Below are 26,961 nucleotides of genomic sequence, written 5' to 3' on the forward strand. Positions count from 1 at the left end.
GGGGGGGGGAGGGCGGCCGGCCGTCCGGGCGGCCCCCCTCCTGGGGGAGAGGGCGCGTCCCGGTCCGCTGCCCAGTGGTTCGTTTTCGCCACCGGGTTGCTCAGTCCGGTCCTGGCCGCAGCCGACTGGTCAGGTGCGGCCCGTGCCCCGGTACACATCGAGTTCGCCCGCGAGTTCCACGGCCAGCACCGTTGCGTACGGGTCGACGTCGGCTGCTTGTGGTGCGTCGATCCACAGCAGACCCGGGACCTCGTGGAGGCCGCCCGTGACATGGTGCGCGAGTTCGGTGCCCGCGCCAAGGACGGTGATCTTCTCGACCGGGGTGCGCAGGCCTCGTATGCCGATCGTCTCGCGCGGGGTGTCGAAGCAGGTCAGGTACAAGGTGCGGCGGTCCGCCGAGAGCGTGCTCGGACCGTAGTGGTGTCCTGCGGGCAGGCCGGCCACCGTGCCGTACACCGCCTGGCTGTGCCGCGAGATCCAGTCGCCCAGACCCTCCAGGCGCCCCGCCTGCTCGGGCGTGATCGTGCCGTCCTCGCGCGGGCCGACGGCGAGCAGCAGATTGCCGCCCATGCCGATCGTCTCGGCGAAGATGCGCACGAGCTGCCGTACCGACTTGTGGTTGTCGTCCTTGTGCTGGAAGCCCCAGGAGTCGTTGACCGTCAGGCACAACTCCCATGGCCCGTCCGGGGCTTTCACGGGTACGCCCTGCTCAGGAGTCGCATAGTCGCCGTAACTGAGCATGCGGGCGTTGAGGACCGTTTCGGGGTTGACCGCGAGAATCTGCTCGGACAGTTCCCGCATCCGCCACTGTTCCTCGCCGCGTTCCCACTCGCCGTCGAACCAGAGCAGGTCCGGGCGGTAGCGGGAGACGAGTTCGCCGACCTGGGCGTCCCGGTAGGCAACGAAGCGCGTCCACGCTTCAAGGTCCTCGACACCGCCCTCGGGGGTGACGAAACGGTTGGTCCGTACGTCGTCGTTGGGGGCGTCCGGGTGGACCACGCTCGCGTAGTCGGGGTGGTTCCAGTCGGAGTGCGAGTAGTAGAGGCCCACCTTGAGGCCCTGTTCGCGCAGGGCCTCGGCGTACGGGCCGACGAGGTCGCGTCCTGCCGGGGTGCGCTCGACGACGTTCAGCGAGGAGTGCGCGGTGTCCCAGAGGGCCACACCGTCGTGGTGGCGGGCGGTGAGCACCGCATACTTCGCACCGGCGCGGGCGAACAGAGCGGCCCACGCCTTCGGGTCGTAGGCGGAGGCGGTGAAGCCGTCGAGCTGCTTCATGTACTGCTCGTGCGGCACGTCGCCGGAGTAGAAGGACCAGGACTCGGCTACGCCATCGACGGCGTAGATCCCGTAATGGAGGAAGATGCCCAACTTCGCGTCGGAGAACCAGGGTTGCATCGGCATGCCTCGACGCTAGGCGCCCATGTGCCTTGGGCGCGTGGGACAGGTTCACCTTCACTGGTCGGTTTTCACCACGCGCACGACAAGTCCCTGCGGCCGCGCGCCGAAGAACCTTCGCCCCAGGATCCGCAGCCTGGCCCGCCGCCCGTCCGGACCGTGCCGATCAGCGCACTAGACCTCGTACGAGCGCACCAGGCGGGCGAGTTGCCGGCCTGCGACGAGCAGGGGCTCCTCGCTGCGGTTGACCTGGGCGGTGACTTCGGCGCCTTCCAGAGCGCAGATGACTGTGGTCGCCAGTTCCCGTGCACTCTCGGCGGGGAGGCCGCACCGCAGCAGCTTGTCGGCGACCAACTGCTCCCAGCCGCGCAACGCGTCGGCGCACGCCTGCTGGATCTCGGAGTCGGTGCCGAGCGTCTCCAGAGCGGCTGCCGTGACGGGGCAGCCGTCGGTCCAGCCCGACTCCCTCAGTTCATCGGCGAGTTGCCGCGCGCAGGCCGCGACCGCCTCCCCTGGGCCCTCCTCGCTGTCCAGCGCCTTGCTCAGGAGCGCCGAGAACTCCTCGGTGCTGTGCCTGATCGCGGCGACGGCGACGGCCTCCTTGCCGCCCGGGAAGAAGTGGTAGACGGAGCCGAGGGTGGCCTGCGCCTCCTGGGCGATCTGCTTGATTCCCGTGCCCACATAGCCCTGCCGCTGCAGGAGACGTGCGGCCGCGACGACGATCCGGTCCCGAGTGCTGGTCTGCATGCCGCCACCGTAGCCGGTCATTGAGTAGAGCGTTCGTTCTAGAGCTGTGCTACGTTCTCACCACGCTCTGAATAGAGCGATCGTTTTAGTGAGGGGTGGAGATCTCATCATGCGCAGCACCAAGCAGTCGGTCACCGTCATCGGCCTCGGCCCCATGGGTCAGGCCATGGCCGGCGCCTTCCTCGACCGCGGATACGACGTCACGGTCTGGAACCGCACCGCTTCGCGCGCGGAGGACCTCGTCGCACGCGGGGCGGTGCTCGCGCCGACCGTGGAGAAGGCCCTCGCCGCCAACGAGTTGGTGATCCTCAGCCTGACGGACTACGACGCCATGTACGCCACGCTCGAGCCCGCCGCGGCCGCACTGACCGGCCGGGTCCTGGTGAATCTCAGCTCGGACACACCCGAAAAGGCCCGCGCCGCGGCCAGTTGGGCGGCCGAGCGGGGCGCCGTCCAGCTGACCGGCGGCGTGACCGTGCCGCCCTCCGGGATCGGTCAGGCCGAATCGTCGACCTTCTACAGCGGCCCGCGCACGGTCTTCGACGAGCACCGGGCCGCGCTGGAAGTGATCACGGGGCGGACCGACCACCGGGGAGAGGACCCCGGGCTCGCCGCGCTCATGTACCAGATCGGCATGGTCATGTTCTGGACCTCGATGCTGAGTTACTGGCAGGCCGTCGCCCTTGCCGATGCCAACGGCCTCGCAGCGGCGGACATCCTGCCGCACGCGGTGGAGACCGCCAACTCGCTGCCGGGGTTCTTCTCCTTCTACGCCGAGCGCATCGACGCGAGCCGGCACCTCGGCGACGTGGACCGCCTCGCCATGGGGATGGCCAGCGTCGAGCACGTCCTGCACACGAACGCGGATGCGGGAGTCGACACCACACTGCCGGCCGCGGTGGTCGAGCTGTTCCGGCGCGGCATGGGCGCCGGCCACGCCGCGGACAGTTTCTCCTCGCTGGTGGAACTGATGAAGAAGGCCGGGGCGTAACCACGCCTGCCCGACGGCCAGTTCACCGCCGGGCACACACCGCGAGGGCCGCAGACACAGGCCCTGAGCCGACAGGCCCCCGGAGTTCAGCCGCCCGCAGGCGCCGGCTCCGGGGGCCCTTCGACTCCCCAGGAAGGATCGGCGAGCACCAGTTTTGGCGTGGCGCTGCCGGTGAAGACCTCTATCTGGACGAGCAGCGGATCCAGCGTGGCCATGACCGCGGCGGCCGAGCGGCGGCCCGCTGCCGGTCCGGAGAACGCGGCCCAGACCGCCTTGCCGTCGGGCCCGGGCGCCGTCCAGCCCCAGGCGTCCGCGACGGCGTCGACGCGTCGCAGACCGTACGCCGCGGTGCGGCGCGGAAGCGTTTCAGCGGGGTCGAAGACCGCGCACACCACATCGCTGCCGGATCTCAGCAGGCAGAGCACCACCGGGCAGGGATACGCACCCGGCCCGTCCGCGTCGACGCCGTGCGCGAACGCGTTGGCGACGAGCTCACCGGCAGCCGGCAGGACCCGGGGCGCCAGGGCCCTGCAGCCCCAGCGCTCCAGCGTCGTGACCACGAACTGCCAGGCCACCTTCTCGCTGTCCGCCTCGCTCTCGAGGAGTTGGCTGGCCGTTCCCGCCGTCGCGGCCGCACCCCATGGGTCGAGCAGCGCGGTTGGGTCCGCGGTCGTGGTCACCAGGCCTCCCGAAGCGTCTGAAACGACATCAGAGCAACAATTCCCGGATGACATCCTGATGGTGTGAACTGACGGCTGCAAGCACATCTGCAAGTGCAGCCGTACGCACGTCTGCAAGTACGCCACCGCGCACGGAGGTTCGCGCAGGCAAGTGCAGGCAGGGGACAAGGGGGACGCTTCATGGGTCCGCAACACCGCTCGAAAGTGGCAAGTGACAACGGCATGTCCGCAGCTCTCCTCCCGGATGTGCGCTGGCGCAAGAGCGGCCGGAGCAACCCGAACGGCGAATGCGTCGAGCTCGCGGATCTGCCCGACGGCCAGATCGCGATGCGCAACTCCCGCTTCCCCACGGGCCCTGCCCTCGTCTATACGCGGGCGGAGATCGCCGCCTTCATCCAGGGCGCGAAGGACGGGGACTTCGACGACTTGACGTAGCAGCTTCGTTCGGATCGTCCGGGCCGGTGCTGCCCGTGCCCTTTAGTGGGTGGTTCTTCTTCCTCGGCCGTTGAGAATGGTCCGGTCGGTCATCGGTGGGGGTGGGAAGCGGAGGCCATGTGCGGTCAAACCAGTTTGTTGTTCTGCTCGACCTGGACGACACACAGATCCCGGACCGGCATGCCGCCTGGGCAGCGGTAGAAGGTTCGTTGCGTGATGACGGACCGTCCCTGCCGCACGTGCAGGACATCGGCGGCTTCTCGTTGTCCTGCGTGCACGCAGGACAGTGATCGGAAGCAGCAGACTCACCCCTAGATGCGCGGCTTCGTCGCCCAGCTGTCGGGCAACAGGTCACGTGCGTAGGGCGGAGTCCCCCAAATCCGGGGGATCTGGGGGTGGGTCAGCCGCAGGCGCCGGAGCAGGGTCACGAGCAATGATCTCGGTGACGTTCCCGATCCGGTCAGCCACGTCGGTCATGATGGCCAGGGGTCAAAAACACCCACTCAACGCTCCGGACCTGATCGCGGAACGGATCGGCCCTCTCTCATGCGCAGGATCAAGGCGACCGCGTCCTCCGGGCGGGTGCCGGGAGTCAGGACTTCCTGCAGCAGGAGGCCACGCATCGCGGCAACGGTGACGGTGGCCACGTCCCGCGCCTCCTTCGCGTCGAGCCCTTCGCGTTCCGCGAGCGAGGACAGCATCACGGTCAGGTCGCCTATCGACTCCACGAACTCACGGAAGTCATCGGGGTCGTACGCGGCCAGTCCGACGACGTAGAAGAAGCCGCGGGCACGCGACAGCTGCTCCGGCCGGGTGTAAGTACGCCAGATCGCCCCGACGAATTCGTCGAAGGTGCCCTGCTGGGCGGCCTCCAACAGTGCCTCGTTGTCGCGGGATCGCTGCGCCTTGAGCATGGCGGCCAGGACGCCCGAGAGCGACCCGAAGTGGTAGCGCAACAGGGCGTGGCTGGTCTCGATCCGGGCGGCGACCTCACGGAGCGACATCTCCGGCGGGGGAAGGGCGTCGCCGAAGGCGTCGAGAAGCCGTGCCAGGAGTCGCCCGCTCGCGCTGCCCTTGCGTTCCGAGGTTGACAGGATCACTCCCACAGTTTATCCATTGGAAAAGAAAGATGGGTGGTTCCGTGCTGCTTCGCACATGGTCGCAGTCGGCTCGCAACGGCGGAGGAGCGACCATGAGGCCTGCTCATGTAGTCGGCGCGAGGGTCATCGACGGATCGGGGCGCGATCCCGGCAACCTCGACATCACCATCGAGAACGGCCGCATCGCCCGGCTCGGTGCCTCCAGCGCGCACGGCGAGCGTCTGGATGCCGAGGGATTGACGATGACGCCCGGCCTCATCGACGCTCACGTCCACCTGGGCCTGTCGAGCCCGATCCAGCCGCACTTCTCGTTCGGCATCAGCGCCGCCGAGATCGCGGCGGACATCTTCGCCACGGCCGGCGCTACGCTCGACGCCGGTTTCACCACCGTGCGCGACACCGGCGGGATCGACGGCGGTGTCGTCACCGCGATCGCGAAGGGCAAGGTCAGAGGGCCGCGCGTGCTGTCGTGCGGACCTGTCCAGTGCCAGATAGGCGGCCACGGCTACTACGGAGCCGCATGGGAACCCACCGAACTGTGGAGCAGCCACCACATCCCGGGCCTGTGCGCCCTCTCCACGATGTCGGGCAACGCGGACGAGCTGCGGCACAACGTCCGCGAAGCCTTCCGCCGCGGAGCCTGCTTCCTGAAGCTCTGCGTGACCGGCGGAGTGGTGGGCGGACATGATCGGCTGAGCGACACCCAGTTCACCGTCGAAGAGATCGCTGTAGCGGTGCAGGAAGCCGCGGCACGGAACACCTACGTGACAGTCCACGCCCACAACAACGAGGGCATCCGCAATGCCGTCGAGGCCGGGGTGCACTGTGTGGAGCACGGCACGGGCCTCGACGAATCGACAGCCACCCTGATGGCCGCTCGCGAGGTTGCTCTCGTGCCCACGTTCGCTGTCGTCGAGCAACTGCTGCACGACACCGCCGGAGCCGGGCTCGCCGAGTCGATCCGCCACCGGGCCGAGGGCGTACGCGAGCAGATGACGAAGGCGCTCGCTGTCGCCAGGCACGCGGGCGTACGCATCGGGCTGGGTTCCGATCTCATCGGCCCGGCCCAGGGCCGGCGCGGCAAGGAACTCAGCCTGCGCGCAGCCCTCGAGACGCCGATGGAAGCGCTCGTGGCGGCGACCCGGACCAACGCCGAGATCCTCGGCCTGTCCGGTCAGGTGGGTGTCATCGCTCCCGGCGCGCAGGCAGACCTCGTTCTGTGGAACGGCGACCCGCTCGAAGACCCGGAACTGTTCTCCGACCCCGCCAACGCCGTCCTCGTCATCCAGGCCGGCCGAATCGTAAAGGACCTCAGATGAGCACCATGTGGCAGGGCTGCCTCCCCCACACCGATTACTTCGAGATGCGCTCCGGCGGTGGGTACGACTACGGCGTCTGGGTCACCACGCCACCGCGCTACGACCCTGCCACGGCGCAAGCGCCTGTCGTGTACGTGCTCGACGGCAACTGGGCCGTGGGCATGACCGCCCCGCTCATCGTCACGCAGTTGGACCCCATGCAGTCGATTCAGCCCTACGTGCAGGTCAGCGTGGGGTACGCGGGCGAGGAAGCAGAGCACTGGGAGCGGTTGCGCAACCGCGACCTCGTGCCGCCCGGCGAACCCGTCGCGAAGGAGTTCATCGATGCGGTGGAGATGGGGGTCGAGGCGGGCACGACGACTCGCGAGCAGGCCGACGCCTACCTCGCTGAATTGAGCGACAGCCGCGGGGACATGTTCCTGGACTTCCTCACCGACGACCTGCACCCGCGGATCGAACGCGACTACGGCACAGCCCCGAGCGGTCACGGACTCTTCGGCTATTCCTACGGCGGACTCTTCAGCCTCTACGCCTGGCTCACCAAAGGCACCTTCTTCGACAGCATCGGCGCGGGCAGCCCCGGCATCGTCGATGCGGGCAGTCAGGTCTTCGCTCGTCTGGAAGCAATGGGTGACACCCTGCCCGCCACCAAGCTGCACATCACCTTCAACGAGCAAGAGCTCCTCGGAGACCTGGCGGTCTACCAGAACCTCACGAAGAACACGGCCGCGTTCCTTCACCGCCTCACCTCACGCAGCGGATCCGTCACCAGCGCACTCATGCACGAGACGCACGTGACCGGGCTGCAGGCATCGTTCCTCAGCTACCTCAGGACCTGCCGCGCCACTCAGTGAGCCCGACCGCCGCTGCTCTTCGGCCGGCCACAACAAGCGGACAGCGTCGAGGGGCGCGGAACCGACTGCCAGGGCTGCGCGTCCTCCCGCGTACGCAATGGATCTTGCAGACAAGGACGCCGCACCGATGACAGCAACCCGCTACCTGTACCTGGCCCGGCACGGCGAGGCGACGCCCGACGAGAGCAGCCTCACCGAAGCGGGCCGTGCCCAGGCCCGGTTGCTGGGCGAACGGCTGCGGGACAAGCCCCTGGCCGCGGTGCACCACGGCCCGCTGCCCCGGGCCACCGAGACCGCCCGGCTGATCCGCGAGCAGCTCGGCAGCGTCGACATCCACTCCTCACCGGTGGCCGGCGACTACATCCCGTATCTGCCCAAGCGCGAGGAACTGCCCGAGGACAGCGCCGATCGTTACCTCTCGTGGCTCGCGCAGTTCCCGGCCGCCGAACGCGAGGACGGGCCCGCGCTCGCCGTGCGGGCCCTGGCCGAGTTCACCGGGCCGGTCGAGGGTGGCGAGGACCGCCATGAGCTGGTCGTGACGCACAACTTCCTGGTCGGCTGGCTCGTACGGCACGCCCTGGACGCCCCCGACTGGCGCTGGCTCGGCCTCAATCACGCCAACGCGGGGCTCACCGTGATCCGTTATGCACCGGATCGCCCGGCGAATCTGCTCTGCTACAACGACACCCGGCATCTGCCCGAGGAGCTCCGCTGGACCGGGCTCCCCGCGGAGCTGCACATCTGAACGACCAAGGACCGAACGTGCCGCACACCACCATCGCCCTGCTGCTGCTCGCCCTGACCGCCTGCTCCCCCGGCTCCGCCCCTGCGGAGGTCAAGCCCCCCGAACCCAACGCCGTTTTCGACTACCAACTCGGCGGCCCGTACGAGCCGGACGAGAAGGTGACGGCAGTGGCGCGCGACCGCACCGCGAAGCCCGCGCCCGGACGCTACAACGTCTGTTACGTCAACGCCTTCCAGACCCAGCCGGGCGAGTCCATCGACTGGTGGAAGGAACATCACGACGAGCTGCTGCTGCGCAAGGACGGCGAGCTCGTGATCGACGAGGACTGGGACGAAGCGCTCCTCGACCTCTCCACCGCGGACAAGCGCGAGGACCTGTTGCGGATCGTCGGACCGTGGCTGGACGGCTGCGCGCGCGACGGTTACGACGCGGTCGAGCCCGACAACCTCGACTCCTACACCCGCTCCGACGGGCTGCTGTCCGCCGAGGACGCGGCCGAGTTCGCCCGGCTGCTCGCCGTACGGGCGCACGGCGAGGGTCTGGCGATCGGGCAGAAGAACACCACCGACCTGTTGCCGAGGAGCGAGGAGATCGGGTTCGACTTCGCGGTCGTCGAGGAGTGCGCGGCGTACGACGAATGCGAGCCCTTCCGCAAGGCGTACGACAACAGGGTCTTCGCGGTCGAGTACAAGGCGGACGCCTTCGCCCGCGCCTGTCGCAGGTGGGGTGGCGACATGTCCTTCACGCTGCGCGACCTGGACGTACGGCCGCGCGGCGCCAAGGGGTATGTGTTCCGGACCTGTTGAGGATGGCTACTCGCGGGCCCGTGCCCGCAGGGCCTTGCGGTCGAGCTTGCCGACGCTGGTGACCGGCAGCCGGTCCAGGATGTGGATCTCCCGTGGGTACTTGTGCGCGGCGAGCTGCTCCTTCCCGTACGCGATCAGCTCCTCGCTCCCGCACGGCTGATCCGGATGCAGCGCCACGAAGGCGACGACCTCCTCGCCCAGGCGCTGGTCCGGTCGGCCGACCACACCGGCCGAGGCGACGGCGGGGTGGTTGAGGAGGGCGTCCTCGACGTCGCGGGGGAAGACGTTGAAGCCGCCGCGCAGGATGAGGTCCTTCTTGCGGTCGATCAGGTACAGGGCGCCGTCCTCGTCGAACCGGCCGATGTCGCCGGTGTGCAGCCAGCCGCCCTCCAGGGTCTGCGCGGTGAGGTCGGGTGCGTTCCAGTAGCCGGCCATGACGCCGTGCGCGCGGACACAGATCTCGCCCTCCGAACCCGGCGGCAGCACCTGGTCCTTGTCGTCACGGATCTCGATCTCGTATCCGGGAATCGCCGTGCCCACGGAGCCGGGGCGGTTGCTGCCGGGCCGGTTGGTGGAGATGACGGAGCCCGACTCCGTGCAGCCGTATCCCTCCAGGATCTCGCTGCTCGGGACGGCGCGCTGCCAGGCGGCCCGGGTGTCCGGTGCGAGGGGTGCGGCGCCGCTGCTGACGTAGCGCATCTCGGACAGGTCGGCCTCGGCGAGGGGCTGCTCGAGCAGCATCTGGATCATGCTGGGGACAAGTGTGGTGCGCTGCACGCGGTGCTCGACGGCGAGCTCGAGCCACTGCGCCGGGTCGAACCAGCGCTGCAGTACGGCCAGTTGCGGCTCCACCGCATGCCATCCGATCAACGTCACGATCAGTCCGTACGCATGCGAAAGCGGCAGGGGCATCAAGGTGCGGTTGATGCCGTCGGTCAGCCCCTCCACGCGGGACGCGGTGAACGCGGCGGACGAGCAGGCGTGCAGATTGCGGTGGCTGAGCATGACGCCCTTGGCCCGTCCGGTGGTGCCGCCCGTGTACATTAGCGCCGCCAGATCGGCCCCACCGCGCGGCACGATGTCTCCAGGAGCGGCGGTTTCCACGTCCGCGTACGGGGTGATCGTGACGGTGGGCGGCAGCTCGGGGGCACCCGGCGGCAGTTCGTCGACGACGATGACCTGACTCAGGCCGGGGGCGTGTGGCGCGGCCGCCGCGACGGAGGCCATCAGATCGGCCGTGGTGACCAGGAAGCGGGCGCCCGAGTCGTTCACGATGTGCGCCAGTTCCACCGGGCTCACCAGGAACATCACCGGGGTGACCACCGCGCCCGCCCGCCAGATCGCCTGGTAAGTGATCGACACCTCCGGGCAGTTGGCCATCAGTACGGCCACCCGGTCACCGGGCCGGACCCCCAGGTCCGCGAGTCCCGCACCCGCCCGGGTGGCGCGCTGGAACAGCTCTCCTGAGCGGTGGCGCCCGCCGCCGTAGACCAGTGACTCGTGGTCCCCGAGTCGTTCGTACGCGGATTCGGCGAGCCGTGCGAGATGGTCGGCCTGGTCGAGCGGCATCGGGGCACCTGCCTTGTCGTGGGCGGCGGGCGGGAAGGACCGAGCGCGAGCGTTGGCCGGGAGTATGGCGCCGGGACGGGGCCGCGGCAATGGGTGCGGCGTGCACTCACCGGCCGGTGTGCACGGGCCCAAGGGCAACACGCCCGGCCACCACGGAAAACCTCCGGTCGGACCACTCCGACTGCACCCCATGATCATCATGGCCTACCTTGGCTGAATGAGCGTCAGATCCCGGTTCAGGCCCGCCCTTTGTACGCTGCTCGCCCTCGCGGCGGGCTTCACCCCTGCGCTGCCCGCACACGCCTCGGACACCGATCGCGTCCAGGCCCCGCCGCCACTCCCCCGTCACCTCTCCGCGCGCGCCTGGGTGGTGGCGGACGCCGGGACCGGGGAGGTGCTCGCCGCCCGTCGGCCGCATCAGCGGCTCGCGCCCGCGAGCACGCTCAAGACCCTGTTCGCCCTCACGGTGCTGCCCCGGTTCGACAGCCGTATGCGGCACCGGGTGACGGCGAAGGAACTGGCGGGCATCGGCGCGGGCAGCAGCCGGGTCGGGGTGCGGATCGGCGGGACGTACCGGGTCGAGGACTTGTGGCGCGGCACCTTTCTCAAGTCCGGCAACGACGCCGTGCGGGTGCTCGCCCGGATGAACGGCGGCTGGTGGCACACGGCCCGGAAGATGAACGCGAAGGCCCGGGCGCTCGGCGCCCGCAACACCCATGTGGTCTCCCCCGACGGATACGACGCCCGCGGGCAGTTCTCCTCCGCGTACGACCTGACGCTGTTCGGCCGTGAGGGGCTGCGCAACAGGGACTTCGCCTACTACTGCCGCAGTGCGTACGGCTATTTCCCGACGCCGCGGGGCTGGGTGCGTATCGACAACACGAACCGGCTGCTCGCCGGCTCGCACGGGGTGCGGCGGTATCCGGGCGTGATCGGCATCAAGAACGGCTACACCACGCGGGGCGGCAACACGCTGATCGCGGCCGCCCGGCGCGGCGGCCGGACCATCATCGTGACCGTGCTCAACCCGCAGTCCGGCGCACGCAACGGCGTCTACCACGAGGCCCGGGCCCTACTGGACTGGGGATTCGCGGCGCGCGGCCGGGTCAAGCCGGCCGGCCGGCTACCGAAGTCGGGGGGCTGAGCGGCACGGAGCTTTTCGCCGGACCGGCGGCTGAGCCTCACGGAGCTCTTCGCCGGACCGGCGGCCGAGCCTCACGGAGCTCTTCGCCGGACCGGCGGCTGAGCCGCATACCTCCCCCGGCCGGGCCGGCCGCCGCGCGTCAGGCGCGCCCCTCGCCCCGCCCGCGCGCCCCCTGCAAGTACAGCGAGGCGCCGATCGCGCCGGCCACCAGTGCGCCGCCGAGGCCCAGCTGGATGAGGTCGGACTGGTCGAAGGTGCCGCCCGAGCCGGCCTTCACGCCCTTGTGGATCGGCGGCCGGGTGCCCTGGTGCGTGGGCCAGATCGTGCCGCCGTCGTCGGCGATCTTCACGGTGACCTTCTTGGTCTGACTCTTGCAGGTGAAGGTGACCTCGTACTCGGCGGCCGGCTTGGCGTCGTCGAAGATCCAGGCCGTCGCCGACTTGCCCTCGTTGAGCTCGACGATGTCGAAGATCCCGGCCTCGGCCTTGACCGTCGGTTCCTGGCAGCCGGAGGAGGTGAGCGTCACCGTGCCGCCGGGCTTCACCGTGGTCGGTGAGACGGACACCTGCCAGCCCCAGTTGCCCCAGTCGTCCGCGGCCGCCGCCGGTGTCGCGCCCAGCGCGAGCACACAGCCGCTCGCCACGATCGCCGCCGCCGTCTGACGCCTCGGTGCCACCGCGCGCATCAGAACCACTCCCGTCCTTTATTTCCCTGTTTGCCGTCTCCTTTGGTGACCCTAGGGGCAGGCTCGGCGGTGCACCGCTCGGATGGGCCCGGACGGCGTAGGGATGCGCCCAGTTGACGGCCCGTCGGACCCGGTCGCGTACGGAAGCCGGACCTGCTTGGGCCAGATGAAGCACTCCTGCGGTGTGGCTTAAGAAATCGTTGATGGACTCCACCCGCACCGCGGGGCAGATTGATGAGTGGCTCGGCATGATCACGAACTCAGGAGGCTCCCCCGGTGAAGGCACTCGTCAAGGACAAGGCGGAGCCCGGACTGTGGATGCGGGAGGTGCCCGAGCCGGTGATCGGCCCCGGCGAGGTCCTCATCAAGGTGCTGCGCACCGGGATCTGCGGCACCGACCTGCACATCCGCAACTGGGACGGCTGGGCGCAGCAGACCATCAAGACGCCGCTGGTCGTCGGGCATGAGTTCGTCGGCGAGGTCGTCGAGACCGGGCGCGACGTCGAGGACATCAACATCGGCGACCGGGTGAGTGGCGAGGGCCATCTGGTGTGCGGCAAGTGCCGCAACTGTCTGGCCGGGCGCCGGCACCTGTGCCGCGCCACGGTCGGGCTCGGTGTCGGCCGCGACGGCGCGTTCGCCGAGTACGTGGCGCTTCCCGCGTCCAACGTGTGGGTGCACCGCGTGCCCGTCGACCTCGACATCGCCGCGATCTTCGACCCGTTCGGCAACGCCGTGCACACCGCGCTGTCCTTCCCGCTGGTCGGCGAGGACGTGCTGATCACCGGTGCGGGCCCGATCGGTCTGATGGCCGCCGCCGTCGCCCAGCACGCCGGCGCCCGCAACGTGGTCATCACCGACGTCAGCGAGGAGCGCCTCGAACTCGCCCGCAAGATCGGTGTGAGCCTCGCCCTCAACGTCGCCGAATCCTCCATCGCCGACGGCCAGCGCACCCTCGGTCTGCGCGAGGGCTTCGACGTCGGCCTGGAGATGTCCGGCAACCCGCAGGCCATGCGCGACATGGTCGCCAACATGACGCACGGCGGAAAGATCGCCATGCTCGGCCTGCCCGCCGAGGAGTTCGCGGTCGACTGGGCGCGGATCGTCACGTCGATGATCACCATCAAGGGCATCTACGGACGCGAGATGTTCGAGACCTGGTACGCGATGTCCGTCCTCCTGGAGCGTGGCCTCGACCTCGCCCCGGTGATCACCGGCCGCTACTCGCACCGTGACTTCGAGGCGGCCTTCGACGACGCGGCGTCCGGCCGCGGCGGCAAGGTCATCCTCGACTGGACCGCCTGACCGGACCGTCGGCCGGCCAGGCCGGCCGCCGTCCCTCCTGCCTTCTTCCGAACGCCGCGACCCCCGAGAAGGAACCCTTCATGTTCGACTCCGTACGCGCACAGCTGCAGCAGACCCTCGACGAGATCGAGGCGGCGGGCCTGCACAAGCCCGAGCGCGTGATCGGCACCCCGCAGTCCGCCACCGTGGACGTCACGGCCGGCGGCCGCCCCGGTGAGGTCCTCAACTTCTGCGCGAACAACTACCTCGGTCTCGCCGACCACCCCGAGGTCGTCGCCGCCGCCCATGAGGCCCTCGACCGCTGGGGCTACGGCATGGCCTCGGTGCGCTTCATCTGCGGGACGCAGGAGGTGCACAAGGAGCTCGAGGCGCGGCTTTCGTCGTTCCTCGGCCAGGAGGACACGATCCTCTACTCCTCCTGCTTCGACGCCAACGGCGGTGTCTTCGAGACGGTGCTCGGCCCCGAGGACGCGGTGATCTCCGACGCCCTCAACCACGCCTCCATCATCGACGGCATCCGCCTGTGCAAGGCCAAGCGCTTCCGCTACGCCAACCGCGACATGGCCGACCTGGAGCACCAGCTCAAGGAGGCCGCGGCGGCCGGCGCGCGGCGCAAGCTGATCGTCACCGACGGCGTGTTCTCGATGGACGGCTATGTCGCGCCGCTGCGGGAGATCTGCGACCTCGCCGAGCAGTACAACGCCATGGTGATGGTCGACGACTCGCACGCGGTCGGCTTCGTGGGCGCCGGCGGCCGCGGCACGCCCGAGCTGCACGACGTGATGGACCGTGTCGACATCATCACGGGCACACTCGGCAAGGCGCTCGGCGGCGCCTCCGGCGGCTACGTGGCCGCCCGCGCCGAGATCGTGGCACTGCTCCGTCAGCGCTCGCGCCCGTACCTGTTCTCCAACAGCCTCGCCCCGGTGATCGCCGCCGCGTCGCTCAAGGTCCTCGACCTCCTGGAGTCCGCTGGTGACCTGCGCGAGCAGCTCACCGCGAACACCGCGCTCTTCCGCTCGCGGATGACCGAGGAGGGCTTCGAGATCCTGCCGGGCGACCACGCGATCGCACCGGTGATGATCGGTGACGCGGCAAAGGCGGCGCGCATGGCGGAGCTGCTGCTCGAGCACGGCGTCTACGTGATCGCCTTCTCGTACCCGGTGGTGCCGCAGGGTGCGGCCCGTATCCGTGTGCAGCTGTCGGCGGCGCACTCGACCGCGGATGTGAACCGTGCGGTGGACGCCTTCGTCGCCGCCCGTGCGGCCCTGGCGGAATCCGCGCGGTAAATCCTTGGCAGAATCGGCGGTGTGATCGACGCACGCCGGCTCCGCACGCTGCAGGCCGTGGCAGACCACCAGACGGTGACTGCCGCGGCCGCGGCGCTTTATCTGACCCCTTCCGCCGTCTCCCAGCAGATCGCCGCGCTGGAACAGGAGTTGGGGCACAAGGTCCTGGAACGGGACAAAAGAGGCATGCGTGTGACGGGCGTGGGCCAGATCCTGCTGCGTCACGCGAGTCAGGTCCTCGCCGAGCTGGAACGGGCCGAGGCCGAGGTCGCCGCGTACACCTCGGGCGACGCAGGCGAGGTCACGATCGCCGCCTTCGCGACCGGTATCGCGGTCGTCCTCGCCCCCGCGATCACCGATCTCAGCAGCGCTCATCCCGGGCTGCGGATCCAGGTCCGGGACGCGGAGGGCGACGCGAGCCTGCCGATGGTGCTCGACGGGCGCGCCGATGTCGCGGTCGCGGTCGAGTACCGGGGCGCGCCGAGCGCGGACGACCGGCTGACCCGTATCCCGCTCTATGCCGAGCCCTTCGACGCGGTGCTCCCGCTCGGCCACCGGCTCGCCGCCGCCGAGACCATCGCGGTCTCCGCGCTCGCCGACGAGCCGTGGATCGGCCCGTACCCGGGCAACCCCTGCCATGACGTGATGGTGCTCGCCTGCGAGTACGCCGGGTTCAAGCCGCGGCTCGAGCACTCATCGGACGACTTCCGCGCGGTGGTCGCGCTGGCCGCGGCGGGCGCGGGTGTGGCCTTGGTGCCACGTTCGGCACTGCGCGACACCGACCTCTCGCATACGGCGGTAAGGCCCGTCGACGACGTGGTCGCCACGCGCAGGGTGTTCGCGGCGGTACGGCGGGGCGCGGAGGGACATCCGCTGCTGCGGCCGGTGCTCGATGCGCTGCAGCGTGCGGCGGGGGCGATTCCGCCTAGCGCGTGACCGGCGTCCGGATGCGGTCGATGGCCCGCAGGATCTCCTGGCGGTGCCCCGCCTTGGTGATCCAGCGCGGCAGCCGCGCGACGACGGTCATCTTCGCGCCCGTGTCATACCAGGGAGCGCGCTCGCGCAGGGTTGCGGCCACGAACTCCCGTATCAGCGTGAGGTGTTCGCGGTTGTACGCCCAGAGGTGACCGTGACGGGTCCGGGTCTGCAGCCACAGGGGCAGCCCGAACCACGGGTCGACCGGGTCCCCGTGCCGGAACGTCAGCACGTTGCCCTTCGTGGTGCGGGCGACGCCACAGAGCGTGCAGGTCAGACGGCGGGCGGACCACCACCATGTGTCCGGCGAGATCCGCGCGATCCTCGCTTGGCCGTCACATCCCGGGCAGCGCACCAGAACCACGCCCACGAGGTAGGCATAGGGCTTCGTCCGCGGATCGCGGAAGCGGCGTGGAGGGGTGGTCATCGCGCCAGTATCCGGCGTCCCGGCCCCTGCGTCACCGGATTTTCCGCCACCCCGCCCCGGACCTCCGGTCGAGTGATCCCTGACCCTCGACCTCACGTCGAGGGTCAGGGGCCATGGCTCACACGGCCGGCCGCTCCGCGCGGAGCCCGAAGGCCCGCAGGACCAGTGCCGTCTCCATGGCGCACAGGCCCACACCGAGGGCGACATGGGCAGCGAGAGAGCTCTGCAGACCCAGCGCGGTCTGCGTGAAGGTGGCCAGCAGGATGCCGGTCGTGGCCTTCAGCGGCCAGGTCAGCCGGCGGTTGCGGCGCCACAGCAGCACAGCTGCCACGACCTGGCAGCACACCAGGAGCTCGAAGACGTAGGCGTTGATGCCGTGCGGATCTATCGAATCCACGTCACCGTTCAGAAGCATCCCCGCGAGCAAGCCCTGCACCAAGGTCTCCAGGCAAGCGAGGGCGGCCACCACCCGCAGCAGCACGATTGGGCCGTGACCGTCCACCACTCGGACGGTCAGGTCCGTCCCCGCACGTGAAGGCGCATTGTCGGTCGAGGAGTTGAGCATCGAAGTCCCCTTTCGTGTCCGCTGCTTTGCACCGCTCCGCGTGCTGACCTGATCAGGACTGGACCTCGAGCCATTCCTGGAAGGTGGGGCCCGCGAGCTTGGCGTGAGGGCCCGGCAGAAACCCGCCCGCCGCCGCGATCTCGGCATCGGGGAAACCGGAGCCGTCGACCTCCACCACCGTGATGCCCCGACGCTCTCCGAGGAGCTTCGCCGCATCGGCCATCGACTCCCGGCGAGGCCCGGCGATCTCGGGAATCGGCACTCCGGGACCGGGCCGGGCGGGCAGGGCGGTGGCGACCGCCAGGTCGACGAGCGCTTCGGCCACGGTGCGGCAGGCCACGAGCTGGGTGGGCAGGGCGGGGACATGGGCGATATCACCTGGCTGCCAGTCCAGGAGCTGACCGACGAATTCATGGAACTGCGCAGCCCGCAGAATCCGGGCGGGCAGCGGCCCGGCCAGGTGGGCCTCCTCGTGTACCTGCTGGGCGGCGACGAAACCGGAGGTCGCCTTGTCCGCGCCGATGATGGACATCGCGACGACGCGGTCGGCGCCGGCCTCGTGGCCGGTCTCGTGCAGATGGCGGGCGGCCGTGCGGAAGAACTCCGCGGCGGCCTCCTGCTCGGAGGCGTGCCAGGACGCGACGTCGATGATCACGTCCGCGCCGGTGACCGCATCGGCCAGGCCCTCACCGGTGATGATGTCCACGCCGGTGGCGCGGGACATAGGCACGGCCTGATGTCCGCGTTCCTCGAGGACGTCCATGACATGACGTCCCAGCCGCCCGGTCGCTCCGGCCACGGCGAACTTTCCGTTGTTCATGTGCGCTGCCCTTCCTGGATCTTGGGGCCGCCGATCGGTGACTGTGCCGTCGGCCCGTCCTGCCGGACACGAGACGCCGGGGGCCCACCGCCCGTAACACCCGGATCCGTGTGACCCAGGACACCGGCCGGGAGTGTTACGCCGCGGCGGGGACCGGCGTCTAGTGCCTGAAGCAGGGCCAGGAAGCAAGGGACGGGAGCCGGAGATGAGCCAGCGCAGCGGTCAAGCCACGAGCGGAGACGAACTACTTGACCGCACGGAGCGCAGTGAGCCCCTGGACTCCGCCACCGAGGCGTTCGTCCGCCATCGGAATCTGCTGTTCACCGTCGCCTACGAGATGCTCGGCTCGGCCGCCGACGCCGAGGACGTGCTCCAGGAGACCTGGTTGCGCTGGGTGGCCGTGGACACGGCAGCCGTACGGGAACAACGCGCCTACCTGGTGCGGATCGTCACCAGGCAGGCACTGGACCGGATGCGTACGCTCGGCCGGCGCAAGGAGTCCTACGTCGGACCGTGGCTGCCCGAGCCGTTGCTCACCGCACCGGACGTGGCCGAGGACGTCGAACTGGCCGAGAGCATCTCGATGGCGATGCTCCTGGTGATGGAGACGCTCGCGCCGGTGGAACGTGCGGTGTTCGTCCTGCGAGAGGTGTTCGATCTCGACTACGACGACATCGCCGAAGCCGTGGACAGAACCCCGTCCGCGGTCCGCCAGCTCGCCTATCGGGCCCGCGCACACGTCGCCGCGCGCCGCCCCCGTGGACCCGTCTCACCGGCCCAGACCCGGGCAGCGCTCCGGGCCTTCCAACGCGCGGTCGAGACGGGCGAGTTGCAGAGCCTGCTCGACATCCTGGCGCCCGACGTCGTCGCGCTCAGCGACGGCGGCGGAGTCAAACACGCCCTCCTGCGGCCCATCGTGGGCGCGGACAAGGTGGCCCGGCTGCTCGCGGGCGGTTGGTGGGAGCAGGAATCCGCACGGTCGGTCGAACCGGTGCAGATCAACGGTGGCCCGGGCCTGCTCGTCCGGGTCGACGGCGAGGTCGACGGGGTGGTGGCGGTGCGGGTCGAGGACGGCTTCGTCACCGGGGCCTATCACGTCCGTAACCCCGAGAAGCTGTCGCGTGTGGCAGCGGAGACCGCCGTCAGCCGCTGAGCCGGGAGCCTGTGCTGCCGGCTGCCGGCTGCCGTCAGGGACACGCGCAGCCGCTTACGCCAGGTTCGCCTCGTACGTCGTCGGGGTGTCCGGCGCCGCCAGGATCTCGTCGATCGCCGCGCGGTGGTTGCGCTGCAGGGCCGACCACTCCTCGGGCAGCCGGCGCGCCAGACGGCGGCTCTCCGCTGTGCCGAGGATCAACACCGGCAGGAGCGGACCGAGTTCACTGGGGGCGATGCCCAGGGCGTCCGCCCGCGCGTCGCCCTGGATGAGACGGGCGAACGCGCGGATCAGGGACCCGGTCAGGACCGGGTCGCCGAAGACCGGCGTGAGCTGCTGGATGGCGGCCCCCTGCAGAGCCTCCAGGAACGGCTGCGTGTCGGGGTCCGGTCCGTCGTCGGTCATCGCGATCAGGTCGGCGAGCTCGGCGGCCCGGCCGTGGCCGGTGATATGGCCGTAGAACGCGGCGTCGGTGCCGAGAAGGCGGCCCTGGTGCTGCCAGCGCCGGGAGGCGTCGGCGAGCTCCTCGTCGGTGAAGTCGTAGCCCATCGCGGCCAGCGCGCGATACGAGACCAGGGTGAAGTCGAGCCAGGTGCGCACCAGCTCGACCTGGCTGATCGGTGCTCCCCAGGTGTCCTCGTCCCAGCCCTGGCCGCGCACCGCCGCCCGCACCTGTGCGTGCAGCAGCCGCACCATCACCGTGGCGACGTAACCGCCCGCTCCGCGCTCCAGGCCGCCCGGCAGGATCGCCTGGAGCAGCCACTTGCCCGTCTCGTCGAGACGGCGCTTGGCCATCGAGGTCAGCCGCCCCGTGCGCCTGAGCACCGCGGCGATGACCGGCGATGTGTACGTGTTGACCAGCGCGCCCTGGCCCAGCGCGATGTTGTGGGCGAACGGCGGCACGGTGAGCGCGACGTACGCGCCGCGGTCGATGTCGTACGGGGACGAGACCGACTCGACGTCGGCGAGCAGCGCGGCGACGGCAGGCGGTGGGGCCTCGAGGCTGCCCAGACCGTCGCGCAGGCCCGCGAGCAGGGTCCGGCGAGCGCTCGGCCCCAGGTCCGCGAGTTCGGCGACGACCGCGTCGGCGAGCGGATCGCCGGTGCGCAGCGCCACGCCCAACTGCTCGGCCTGCTCCGGGTACTTGAGCTTGATCTCGTCCGCGTCGCCGCGGCGCGTGGGCCAGGTCATGACGTAAGACTGCAAGATGTCGTGAGCGCGCCACAACGCAAGGAATCGGTCATGCCGTATCCCTGCCCAGGACGCGTACGGCGTCGACGATCAGGTCCCAGAAGCGGTCGGCGTCGACCACGGTGGCGACCTCCGCGTTGGGTGCGCGGCCGGTGACTCCGTGCAGGTCGACGACGGTGGCGCCGCGGGTGTGGGTGCCGGTGAGTTCGATGGCGACGGACGCCGGGACGAGGGTGATGAGGTCCGGGTCGATGAGGTGGGCGACGGTCAGCGGGTCGTGCAGCGGCGCTCCGGGGAGGCCGAAAACCTCCCGGTAGCGGTCGGCGAAGAAGCCGAGCATCTGCGTGCAGATGCCGGCGAGGGGTGTGCCGAGCGCGTCGAAGCGGGCGATGACGTCTTCGGTGGCGAGCACCTGGTGGCTGGCGTTGAGGCCGAGCATCGTCACGGGCAGCCCACTGGAGAAGACGAGGTCGGCGGCCTCGGGATCGCAGTGGATATTGAACTCGGCGGCGGGGGTGGTGTTCCCGCGCCCGGTGGAGCCGCCCATCAGGACGATCCGCTCGATACGCCCGGCGAGGTCAGGATACGCGAGCAGCAGGGCGGCGATGTTGGTGAGCGGCCCTGTGGGCACCAGCGTGACGGGCCGCGGGTGGGCCAGGAGCGTGTCGCGGATCAGGGTCAGGGCGTCGCGCGGGTCGAGGGGCACGGTCGGGTCCTTGAAGCCGGGACCGTCGAGGCCGGACTCGCCGTGGATCGAGGCGGCCACCCGGACCGGGCCGTGCAGGGGACGGTCCCGGCCCGCCGCGATCGGCACGCCCTCGATGCCGGCGACGGTGCAGACGCGACGCGCGTTGAGCGTGGTCTTCTCCAGCGTCTGGTTTCCTGCGACGGTGGTGAGGGCGAGCAGGTCGATGGCGGGGTGAGCGGCGGCGAGCAGGATGTTGAACGCGTCGTCGTGGCCGGGGTCGCAGTCCAAGATCACGGGGGTGCCCATGCGGGTGGCCTCACTGTCGTCGGCGGAGTCGGGGTCAGCGTCCCCGGGAGCGGGCGTCGGCTCAAGAGGGCGTACCCGGGAGCGGGCGTCGGCTCGAGAGGGCGTCCCCGGGAGCGGGCGTCGGCTCGAGAGGGCGTACCCGCCGCACAGGACACCGGACCCCCGGCGCCCTCCAACCGCGCCGCCACCTCGCATAGGCTGCACGGATGAGCATTCTGGACGATGCCCAGGCGGGCATGAACCCCGAGATCCGACCGCAGGACGACCTGTTCGGCCACGTCAACGGCGTCTGGCTGGACACCGAGAAGATCCCCGACGACAGGTCGAGCTGGGGTCCTTTCGTACAGCTCGTGGACGTCGCCGAGCAGCAGGTCAAGGAGATCATTCAGGAGCTGGCCGAGCAGGGCGGCGAGGACGCCGACGCCCGCCGGATCGCCGCCCTCTACGCCTCGTTCATGGACGAGGAGACCATCGCCGCCAAGGGGCTCGCCCCCGCGCAGCCGCTGCTCGACGAGGTGTCGGCGATCTCGGACACGCGGGAGCTCGCCGCGTTCCTCGGACGGTTCGAGCGGGTCGGCGGGTCCGGCCTGTTCGGGGCGTACGTCGACTCCGACGACAAGAACTCCGACCGGTACCTGTTCAACATCCTCCAGGGCGGTCTCGGCCTGCCCGACGAGTCGTACTACCGCGACGAGAAGTTCGCGGAGATCCGCGAGAAGTACGTCGGCTACCTCACCGAGCTGCTGGCCCTCGCCGGCCATGAGACGTCCGCCGACTCCGCGGCCGCGATCCTCGCCCTGGAGACGAAGCTCGCCGCCGGGCACTGGGAGCGCGCGGAGACCCGCGACGTCCAGAAGACGTACAACCTCACCACGCTCGACGAATTGACCGCGCTCGCCCCGGAGTTCGACTGGCGCGGCTACATCACCGGACTCGGCGGCAGTGACAAGACGATCGCCGAGACCTGTGTGCGCCAGCCTTCGTACCTCGCGCACCTTTCCGGGCTGCTCATCGAGGTGCCGATCGGGCAGTGGCGGGACTGGACGCTGGCCCGGGTGCTGCGCGCGTGCTCGCCGTATCTGACCGACGCGTTCGTGAACAACAACTTCGAGTTCTACGGCCGCACCCTCAACGGCACGCCGGAGCTGCGGGCCCGCTGGAAGCGCGGGGTGTCCTTCGTCGAGGGCGCGGTCGGCGAGGCGGTCGGCAAGGAGTACGTGGCGCGGCACTTCCCGCCGTCGTCCAAGGCGAAGATGGACGACCTGGTCGCCAACCTCCTGGAGGCCTACCGGCAGTCCATCAGCCGTCTTGACTGGATGACGGACGACACCAAGGAGCGGGCGTACGAGAAGCTCGCCACGTTCCGGCCGAAGATCGGCTACCCGGAAAAGTTCCGCGACTACTCCCAGCTCACGGTCTCCGCGGACGACCTGCTTGCCAACGCCCAGGCGGCCGCCGCCTTCGAGTCGGATCGGCAGATCGGCAAGATCGGCTCCCCGGTGGACCGCGACGAGTGGTTCATGCTGCCGCAGACGGTGAACGCGTACTACAACCCGGGCACCAACGAGATCTGCTTCCCCGCCGGCATCCTGCAGAAGCCGTTCTTCTCCCCCGACGCCGACCCGGCCGAGAACTACGGCGGCATCGGCGCGGTCATCGGCCATGAGATCGGCCACGGATTCGACGACCAGGGCGCGCAGTACGACGGTGCGGGCAACCTCAACGACTGGTGGACGGCGGACGACAAGAGCGCCTTCGAGACCAAGTCGCAGGCGCTGGTGAAGCAGTACAACGGGTTCTCGCCGCGCAATCTGCCGGGCGAGTTCGTCAACGGTCAGCTGACCGTCGGCGAGAACATCGGTGACCTGGGCGGTCTGACCATCGGCCACACCGCGTACCTGATCTCGCTCGGCGGGCAGACGGTGCCGGAGAACGGTGGACTGACCGGTTCGCAGCGGCTGTTCATGAACTGGGCGTTCTGCTGGCGCACCAAGCGCCGCAAGGAGCAGGAGCAGCAGTACTTGACCATCGACCCGCACTCTCCGCCGGAGTTCCGCGCCAACATCGTGCGCAACCTGGACGAGTTCCACGAGGCGTTCGGCACGGCCGAGGGCGACGGTCTGTGGCTGGATCCGGCGGAGCGTGTACGGATCTGGTGATGTCCTGTTGTTGGTCGTAGGGCCCCGTCCCGCCACCTCGACGCCGTTGGCGTGGGGTGTGCGGGGTGGGGCTTTGGGCTGCGTGGCGGCGGCACGGACGGCTGTCCGCAGCGGCACGGATCGCCGTACGGATTCTTCTGCGTCTCACCAACCCTTGGGGAGTTCATGGACTTCAGCCGTCGCTCCGCCCTCGCCCTCGGCGCCTCGGCGCTCATCGCCGCCTCCGCCTCGGCCGCCCACGCCGGGCCCTGCACCGAACCCGGCGCCGCCGCCGGGGCGCGGCGCAGGCTGCTGCCCCCCCATGCACGACAGGGCACGTTCCGCCGCGTCCCGGCCCCGGGCGGCCACGACCTCATCCGGGTCACCGGCACCACCGGCGACCTCCTGGTCGAAGGCACCACTCCGGCCGTCCAACTCACCGGCCTGCACCAGTACTTGCGCCATATCGCGCACGCCCACTTCTCCTGGAACGGTGCGCAGCCGAACCTCCCCGATCAGCTCCCGGCGCCGGACGCGCCACTGGAGCGGGAGGCCAACGTGCCGCACCGGTTCGCGTTCAACGACACCAACGAGGGCTACACCGGCCCGTACCGCGGCTGGGAGTGGTGGGAGCACGAGCTCGACCTCCTGGCCCTGCACGGCTACAACGAGGTGCTGGTCACCATCGGCACGGACTCCGTGTACCACCGCGTCTTCCAGGAGTTCGGCTACACCGACGCCGAGATCCGTGCGTGGATCCCCGGGCCCGCACACCAGCCCTGGTGGCTGCTGCAGAACATGTCCGGCTTCGGCGGGCCCGTATCCACTCATCTCCTGGAGCAGCGCCGGGAGTTGGCGGGCAGGATCACCCGGCGGCTGCGGGAGCTCGGCATGACGCCCGTCCTGCCCGGCTACTACGGAACCGTTCCCGCCGGTTTCGCCGAGCGCAATCCCGGGGCCGTCACCGTCCCACAGGGCGGCTGGGTCGGCTTCACCCGGCCCGACTGGCTGGACCCGCGCGACCCGCACTTCGCCCGCATCGCCGAGACGTTCTACGCGACGCAGCGCGAGCTGTACGGCGACTCATCCATGTACAAGATGGATCTGCTGCACGAGGGCGGCGACCCCGGAGACGTCCCCATCGGCGACGCGACACGCGCCGTGGAACGTGCGCTGCGCACGGCGCACCCCGATGCCGAATGGGCCATCCTCGGCTGGCAGCACAACCCGCACCAGGAGCTCATCGCAGCGGCCGACACCTCCAGAATGCTCATCGTCGACGGCCTGTCCGACCGCTTCCCGCGCATCACCGACCGTGAGAAGGACTGGGCCGGCACGCCCTACGCCTTCGGCTCGATCTGGAACTTCGGCGGCCATACGGCGATGGGCGCCAACACACCTGACTGGGAGGCGCTTTACCACTCGTGGCGCACCAAGGAGGGCAGCGCGCTGCGGGGCATCGCCTTGATGCCGGAGGCCGCCGACAACAACCCGGCCGCCTTCGCCCTCTTCAGCGACCTCGCCTGGACGGAGGGTTCCGTCGAGCTGCGCGGCTGGTACGAGCAGTGGCCTCTGTACCGGTACGGCGCCGCCGACCGGCACGCATCGGCGGCCTGGGACATCCTGCGCCGCACCGCCTACGGCACCACCCGGGCCGACCAGTGGAGCGAAGCCCACGAGGGGCTCTTCGGGGCCCGCCCGGATCTCGCCGCCGACAACGCCGCCTCCTGGTCCCCCACGACACTGCGTTACGACGTCGAGGAGTTCGCCCGCGCGCTGCCCGAACTCCTCGCGGTCGCCCCGGCCTTGCGCCGCGGCTCCGCCTACCGCTACGACCTGATGGACGTCGCCCGGCAGACCGTGTCCCACCGCAGCCGCCTGCTCCTTCCCGAGATCCGGCGCGCGTACGAAGCCGGGGATTCGGCGGAGTTCGCGTCCCTGACCGGGCAGTGGTTCCGATGGATGGAACTGCTCGAAGAAGTGGTGGCCACCGACACCGGTCATCTCCTCGGCCGCTGGATCGCCGAGGCCCGCGCATGGGGCCGGGACGCGCAGGAGCGTGACCGCCTCGCGTACGACGCCACCTCCCTCCTGACCGTCTGGGGCCACCGCCAGGCCGCGGACGGCGGCGGACTGCGCGATTACGCCAACCGCGAGTGGTCCGGACTGATCGGCGGCCTCTACACCCTGCGCTGGCGGACGTATTTCGACGAGCTCACAGCCGCACTCTCCGAGGGGCGCGAGCCGAAGCCCATCGACTGGTACGCCCTCGAGGAGAACTGGCTCCGCACCCACCCCGCGTATCCGACGAAGCCGAGCGGCGACATCGTGCGGATCGCGCGGAAGGTGGCGCGGGCGGTGGGTGCCTGAGCGGGCAGACCCAGGTCCGGCGCAGTCAGGACTCCGCAGAGCCGGAGGAGTGGGTGTCGGTGTCCTGCCCGCGCTCGTGGCCGGGACCGGGGGCCCGGACCTGGCCGGGTTCGAAGCGGCGATCGCCAGGCATGCCGTCGCCGTACCAGCTGGACAGGATGCGCAGGTTCTCCGCGTCCGCCGTCCCCGGCCGCGCGGTGTAGACGGTCAGGTACTGCTCACTGTCGTCGGGCAGGTGCAGGGTCTCGTACTGCAGCGTCAGCGCACCCACCACCGGGTGCTCGAAGCGCTTGTAGCCGTGCGACTTGCTTTTCACCGTGTGCATCGACCAGTGCCTGCGGAACTCTTCGCTCTTCAGCGACAGTTCGCCGACGAGCGCGGCCAGCTGCGGGTCGTCGGGGTGCCGTCCGGCGTCGAGGCGCAGGTGGCCCACCGTGTCCTTGACGACGAACTCCCGGTCCGGGTAGAGCCGGAGCACCTTCTCGTCGAGAAGCACCAGCCGGGCGAGGTTGCGCTCATGCAGGGCCAGCGCCCCGAAATCGGTGATCAGCGCGCACGCGAGCTGGTTCCAGGCCAGGATGTCCATCCGTCGCCCGAAGACGAACGCGGGGGTGTCGCCGATGGTGTACAGCAGCTGCCGCATGCCCGGCCTGGCCTGCTGCGGCCGGTCCTGGCGCGGCACGCCGGCCGGCTGCCGGGCCAGGCGGTGCAGGTGGGTGGGCTCGTCCTCGTCCAGGCACAGCACCCGGGCGACCGCGTCCAACACGGCATCGGAGACACCGGGGTTGCGGCCCTGCTCCAGCCGTACGTAGTACTCGACGCTGATTCCGGCCAGGTAGGCCAACTCCTCACGGCGCAGCCCGGGCACCCGCCGGATGCCGCCGCCGGGGGCCAAGCCGACCTCCTCGGGCCGCAGCCGGGCGCGGCGGGAACGCAGGAACTCTCCGAGCTCGGTACGTCGCTTCATCACGCCATCATCGCTTCCAGGGAGCGCGTGAGGGTGGCCCTGCCAGTACCCGGGAACGGCCGTACCCGGGCACGGCGGAGGGATCACAGCATCTCCCGCACCTGCCGACACTGGCGTCATACGACCACCGCGCCCACGGGCGCATCCCAACGAGGAGTGGGCGAATGACGAAGCAGCCCCTGTCCCGGCGGACCGTCCTGTCCGCCACGGCCGCCGCGGCCGCCACCGCGGTCCTGGCCGGGACGCCGCCGGGCCCCCCGCGTCCCGGGGCGCCCGCCCGCGGCCCCGGCGCGGGCG

The 26,961-nt window shown here is 70.1% G+C and carries 25 protein-coding genes; 13 read left to right on the top strand and 12 right to left on the bottom strand.

Annotated features, from left to right (window positions below; genetic code table 11):
• Positions 1-129: 129 nt before the first annotated feature.
• Together JAO81_RS08100 and JAO81_RS08105 are read right to left on the bottom strand one after the other, a co-directional pair.
• The gene (locus JAO81_RS08100) at positions 130-1,401 is read right to left on the bottom strand and encodes an alpha-L-fucosidase (RefSeq protein WP_199547103.1); all 1,272 of its coding nucleotides are present in this window, start codon (positions 1,399-1,401) and stop codon (positions 130-132) included.
• Positions 1,402-1,569: 168 nt separating this feature from the next.
• Positions 1,570-2,142 carry a TetR/AcrR family transcriptional regulator gene (locus JAO81_RS08105; protein ID WP_199547104.1) on the bottom strand — a complete coding sequence of 191 codons (573 nt, stop codon included), beginning with the start codon at positions 2,140-2,142 and terminating at the stop codon, positions 1,570-1,572.
• Between the two features lie 109 nt (positions 2,143-2,251).
• On the opposite strand from JAO81_RS08105, the gene JAO81_RS08110 reads away from it, so the two are divergent.
• Positions 2,252-3,133, top strand: a complete 882-nt coding sequence (locus JAO81_RS08110) for an NAD(P)-dependent oxidoreductase (RefSeq protein ID WP_199547105.1) — start codon at positions 2,252-2,254, stop codon at positions 3,131-3,133.
• 86 nt (positions 3,134-3,219) lie between these two features.
• Here the strand turns inward: JAO81_RS08110 and JAO81_RS08115 are convergent, their stop codons facing one another.
• The gene (locus tag JAO81_RS08115) at positions 3,220-3,813 is read right to left on the bottom strand and encodes an ATP-binding protein (protein ID WP_199547106.1); all 594 of its coding nucleotides are present in this window, start codon (positions 3,811-3,813) and stop codon (positions 3,220-3,222) included.
• Positions 3,814-4,035: 222 nt separating this feature from the next.
• Between JAO81_RS08115 and JAO81_RS08120 the strand changes: the two genes are divergently transcribed.
• Complete coding sequence (locus JAO81_RS08120) at positions 4,036-4,248, top strand: DUF397 domain-containing protein (RefSeq protein ID WP_233415077.1); 213 nt, start codon at positions 4,036-4,038, stop codon at positions 4,246-4,248.
• A gap of 503 nt (positions 4,249-4,751) precedes the next feature.
• Here JAO81_RS08120 and JAO81_RS08125 read toward each other — a convergent pair.
• Positions 4,752-5,354 carry a TetR/AcrR family transcriptional regulator gene (locus JAO81_RS08125; protein ID WP_199547108.1) on the bottom strand — a complete coding sequence of 201 codons (603 nt, stop codon included), beginning with the start codon at positions 5,352-5,354 and terminating at the stop codon, positions 4,752-4,754.
• Positions 5,355-5,440: 86 nt separating this feature from the next.
• On the opposite strand from JAO81_RS08125, the gene JAO81_RS08130 reads away from it, so the two are divergent.
• From JAO81_RS08130 to JAO81_RS08145, 4 genes are all read left to right on the top strand, one after another.
• A complete protein-coding gene (locus tag JAO81_RS08130; RefSeq protein ID WP_233415078.1) occupies positions 5,441-6,667 on the top strand; it encodes an amidohydrolase family protein in 1,227 nt (408 codons plus the stop codon).
• A complete protein-coding gene (locus JAO81_RS08135; RefSeq protein ID WP_199547110.1) occupies positions 6,664-7,521 on the top strand; it encodes an alpha/beta hydrolase in 858 nt (285 codons plus the stop codon). Before JAO81_RS08130 ends, JAO81_RS08135 begins: the two co-directional genes overlap by 4 nt.
• A gap of 127 nt (positions 7,522-7,648) precedes the next feature.
• The gene (locus tag JAO81_RS08140; protein WP_199547111.1) at positions 7,649-8,266 is read left to right on the top strand and encodes a histidine phosphatase family protein; all 618 of its coding nucleotides are present in this window, start codon (positions 7,649-7,651) and stop codon (positions 8,264-8,266) included.
• A gap of 17 nt (positions 8,267-8,283) precedes the next feature.
• Complete coding sequence (locus JAO81_RS08145; RefSeq protein WP_374194269.1) at positions 8,284-9,072, top strand: endo alpha-1,4 polygalactosaminidase; 789 nt, start codon at positions 8,284-8,286, stop codon at positions 9,070-9,072.
• Between the two features lie 6 nt (positions 9,073-9,078).
• Here JAO81_RS08145 and JAO81_RS08150 read toward each other — a convergent pair whose 3' ends face one another.
• The gene (locus tag JAO81_RS08150; RefSeq protein WP_199547112.1) at positions 9,079-10,641 is read right to left on the bottom strand and encodes a class I adenylate-forming enzyme family protein; all 1,563 of its coding nucleotides are present in this window, start codon (positions 10,639-10,641) and stop codon (positions 9,079-9,081) included.
• A gap of 217 nt (positions 10,642-10,858) precedes the next feature.
• On the opposite strand from JAO81_RS08150, the gene JAO81_RS08155 reads away from it, so the two are divergent.
• Positions 10,859-11,785 (top strand): D-alanyl-D-alanine carboxypeptidase family protein, encoded by a 927-nt coding sequence (locus JAO81_RS08155; RefSeq protein ID WP_199547113.1) that lies wholly within the window; start codon positions 10,859-10,861, stop codon positions 11,783-11,785.
• Between the two features lie 139 nt (positions 11,786-11,924).
• Here the strand turns inward: JAO81_RS08155 and JAO81_RS08160 are convergent, their stop codons facing one another.
• Positions 11,925-12,461, bottom strand: a complete 537-nt coding sequence (locus tag JAO81_RS08160; protein WP_199547114.1) for a hypothetical protein — start codon at positions 12,459-12,461, stop codon at positions 11,925-11,927.
• A gap of 285 nt (positions 12,462-12,746) precedes the next feature.
• Between JAO81_RS08160 and tdh the strand changes: the two genes are divergently transcribed.
• The 3 genes from tdh (at position 12,747) to JAO81_RS08175 (ending at position 16,000) form a co-directional block, all read left to right on the top strand.
• Positions 12,747-13,775, top strand: a complete 1,029-nt coding sequence (tdh, locus tag JAO81_RS08165; protein WP_199547115.1) for an L-threonine 3-dehydrogenase — start codon at positions 12,747-12,749, stop codon at positions 13,773-13,775.
• An 80-nt stretch (positions 13,776-13,855) separates the two neighbouring features.
• Complete coding sequence (locus JAO81_RS08170) at positions 13,856-15,064, top strand: glycine C-acetyltransferase (RefSeq protein WP_199547116.1); 1,209 nt, start codon at positions 13,856-13,858, stop codon at positions 15,062-15,064.
• 21 nt (positions 15,065-15,085) lie between these two features.
• Complete coding sequence (locus JAO81_RS08175) at positions 15,086-16,000, top strand: LysR family transcriptional regulator (RefSeq protein WP_199547117.1); 915 nt, start codon at positions 15,086-15,088, stop codon at positions 15,998-16,000.
• Here the strand turns inward: JAO81_RS08175 and JAO81_RS08180 are convergent.
• From JAO81_RS08180 to JAO81_RS08190, 3 genes are all read right to left on the bottom strand, one after another.
• Entirely contained in the window at positions 15,990-16,466 is a 477-nt protein-coding gene (locus JAO81_RS08180) for a hypothetical protein (RefSeq protein WP_199547118.1), read from the bottom strand. The genes JAO81_RS08175 and JAO81_RS08180 overlap by 11 nt on opposite strands.
• A 118-nt stretch (positions 16,467-16,584) precedes the next feature.
• Positions 16,585-17,031: a hypothetical protein gene (locus JAO81_RS08185; RefSeq protein ID WP_199547119.1), complete on the bottom strand. Its 447-nt coding sequence runs from the start codon at positions 17,029-17,031 to the stop codon at positions 16,585-16,587.
• Between the two features lie 52 nt (positions 17,032-17,083).
• Complete coding sequence (locus JAO81_RS08190) at positions 17,084-17,851, bottom strand: SDR family oxidoreductase (protein WP_199547120.1); 768 nt, start codon at positions 17,849-17,851, stop codon at positions 17,084-17,086.
• A gap of 205 nt (positions 17,852-18,056) precedes the next feature.
• Between JAO81_RS08190 and JAO81_RS08195 the strand changes: the two genes are divergently transcribed.
• Positions 18,057-19,004 carry an RNA polymerase sigma-70 factor gene (locus tag JAO81_RS08195; RefSeq protein WP_199547121.1) on the top strand — a complete coding sequence of 316 codons (948 nt, stop codon included), beginning with the start codon at positions 18,057-18,059 and terminating at the stop codon, positions 19,002-19,004.
• A 54-nt stretch (positions 19,005-19,058) separates the two neighbouring features.
• On the opposite strand, the gene JAO81_RS08200 is transcribed toward JAO81_RS08195, so the two are convergent.
• Positions 19,059-20,195 (bottom strand): oxygenase MpaB family protein, encoded by a 1,137-nt coding sequence (locus JAO81_RS08200; protein ID WP_199547122.1) that lies wholly within the window; start codon positions 20,193-20,195, stop codon positions 19,059-19,061.
• 49 nt (positions 20,196-20,244) lie between these two features.
• Positions 20,245-21,189, bottom strand: coding sequence for a nucleoside hydrolase (locus JAO81_RS08205; protein ID WP_199547123.1), 945 nt, complete (start codon positions 21,187-21,189; stop codon positions 20,245-20,247).
• Between the two features lie 206 nt (positions 21,190-21,395).
• On the opposite strand from JAO81_RS08205, the gene JAO81_RS08210 reads away from it, so the two are divergent.
• Together JAO81_RS08210 and JAO81_RS08215 are read left to right on the top strand one after the other, a co-directional pair.
• A complete protein-coding gene (locus JAO81_RS08210) occupies positions 21,396-23,348 on the top strand; it encodes a M13 family metallopeptidase (protein WP_233415079.1) in 1,953 nt (650 codons plus the stop codon).
• 165 nt (positions 23,349-23,513) lie between these two features.
• On the top strand, positions 23,514-25,697 hold the full coding sequence (locus JAO81_RS08215) for an alpha-N-acetylglucosaminidase (RefSeq protein WP_199547124.1): 2,184 nt from the start codon (positions 23,514-23,516) through the stop codon (positions 25,695-25,697).
• 25 nt (positions 25,698-25,722) lie between these two features.
• Here the strand turns inward: JAO81_RS08215 and JAO81_RS08220 are convergent, their stop codons facing one another.
• Positions 25,723-26,664, bottom strand: a complete 942-nt coding sequence (locus JAO81_RS08220) for a helix-turn-helix transcriptional regulator (protein WP_199547125.1) — start codon at positions 26,662-26,664, stop codon at positions 25,723-25,725.
• Positions 26,665-26,961 lie beyond the last annotated feature (297 nt).

It is taken from the genome of Streptomyces sp. N35 (assembly GCF_016464295.1).
Taxonomy (GTDB): Bacteria; Actinomycetota; Actinomycetes; order Streptomycetales; family Streptomycetaceae; genus Streptomyces.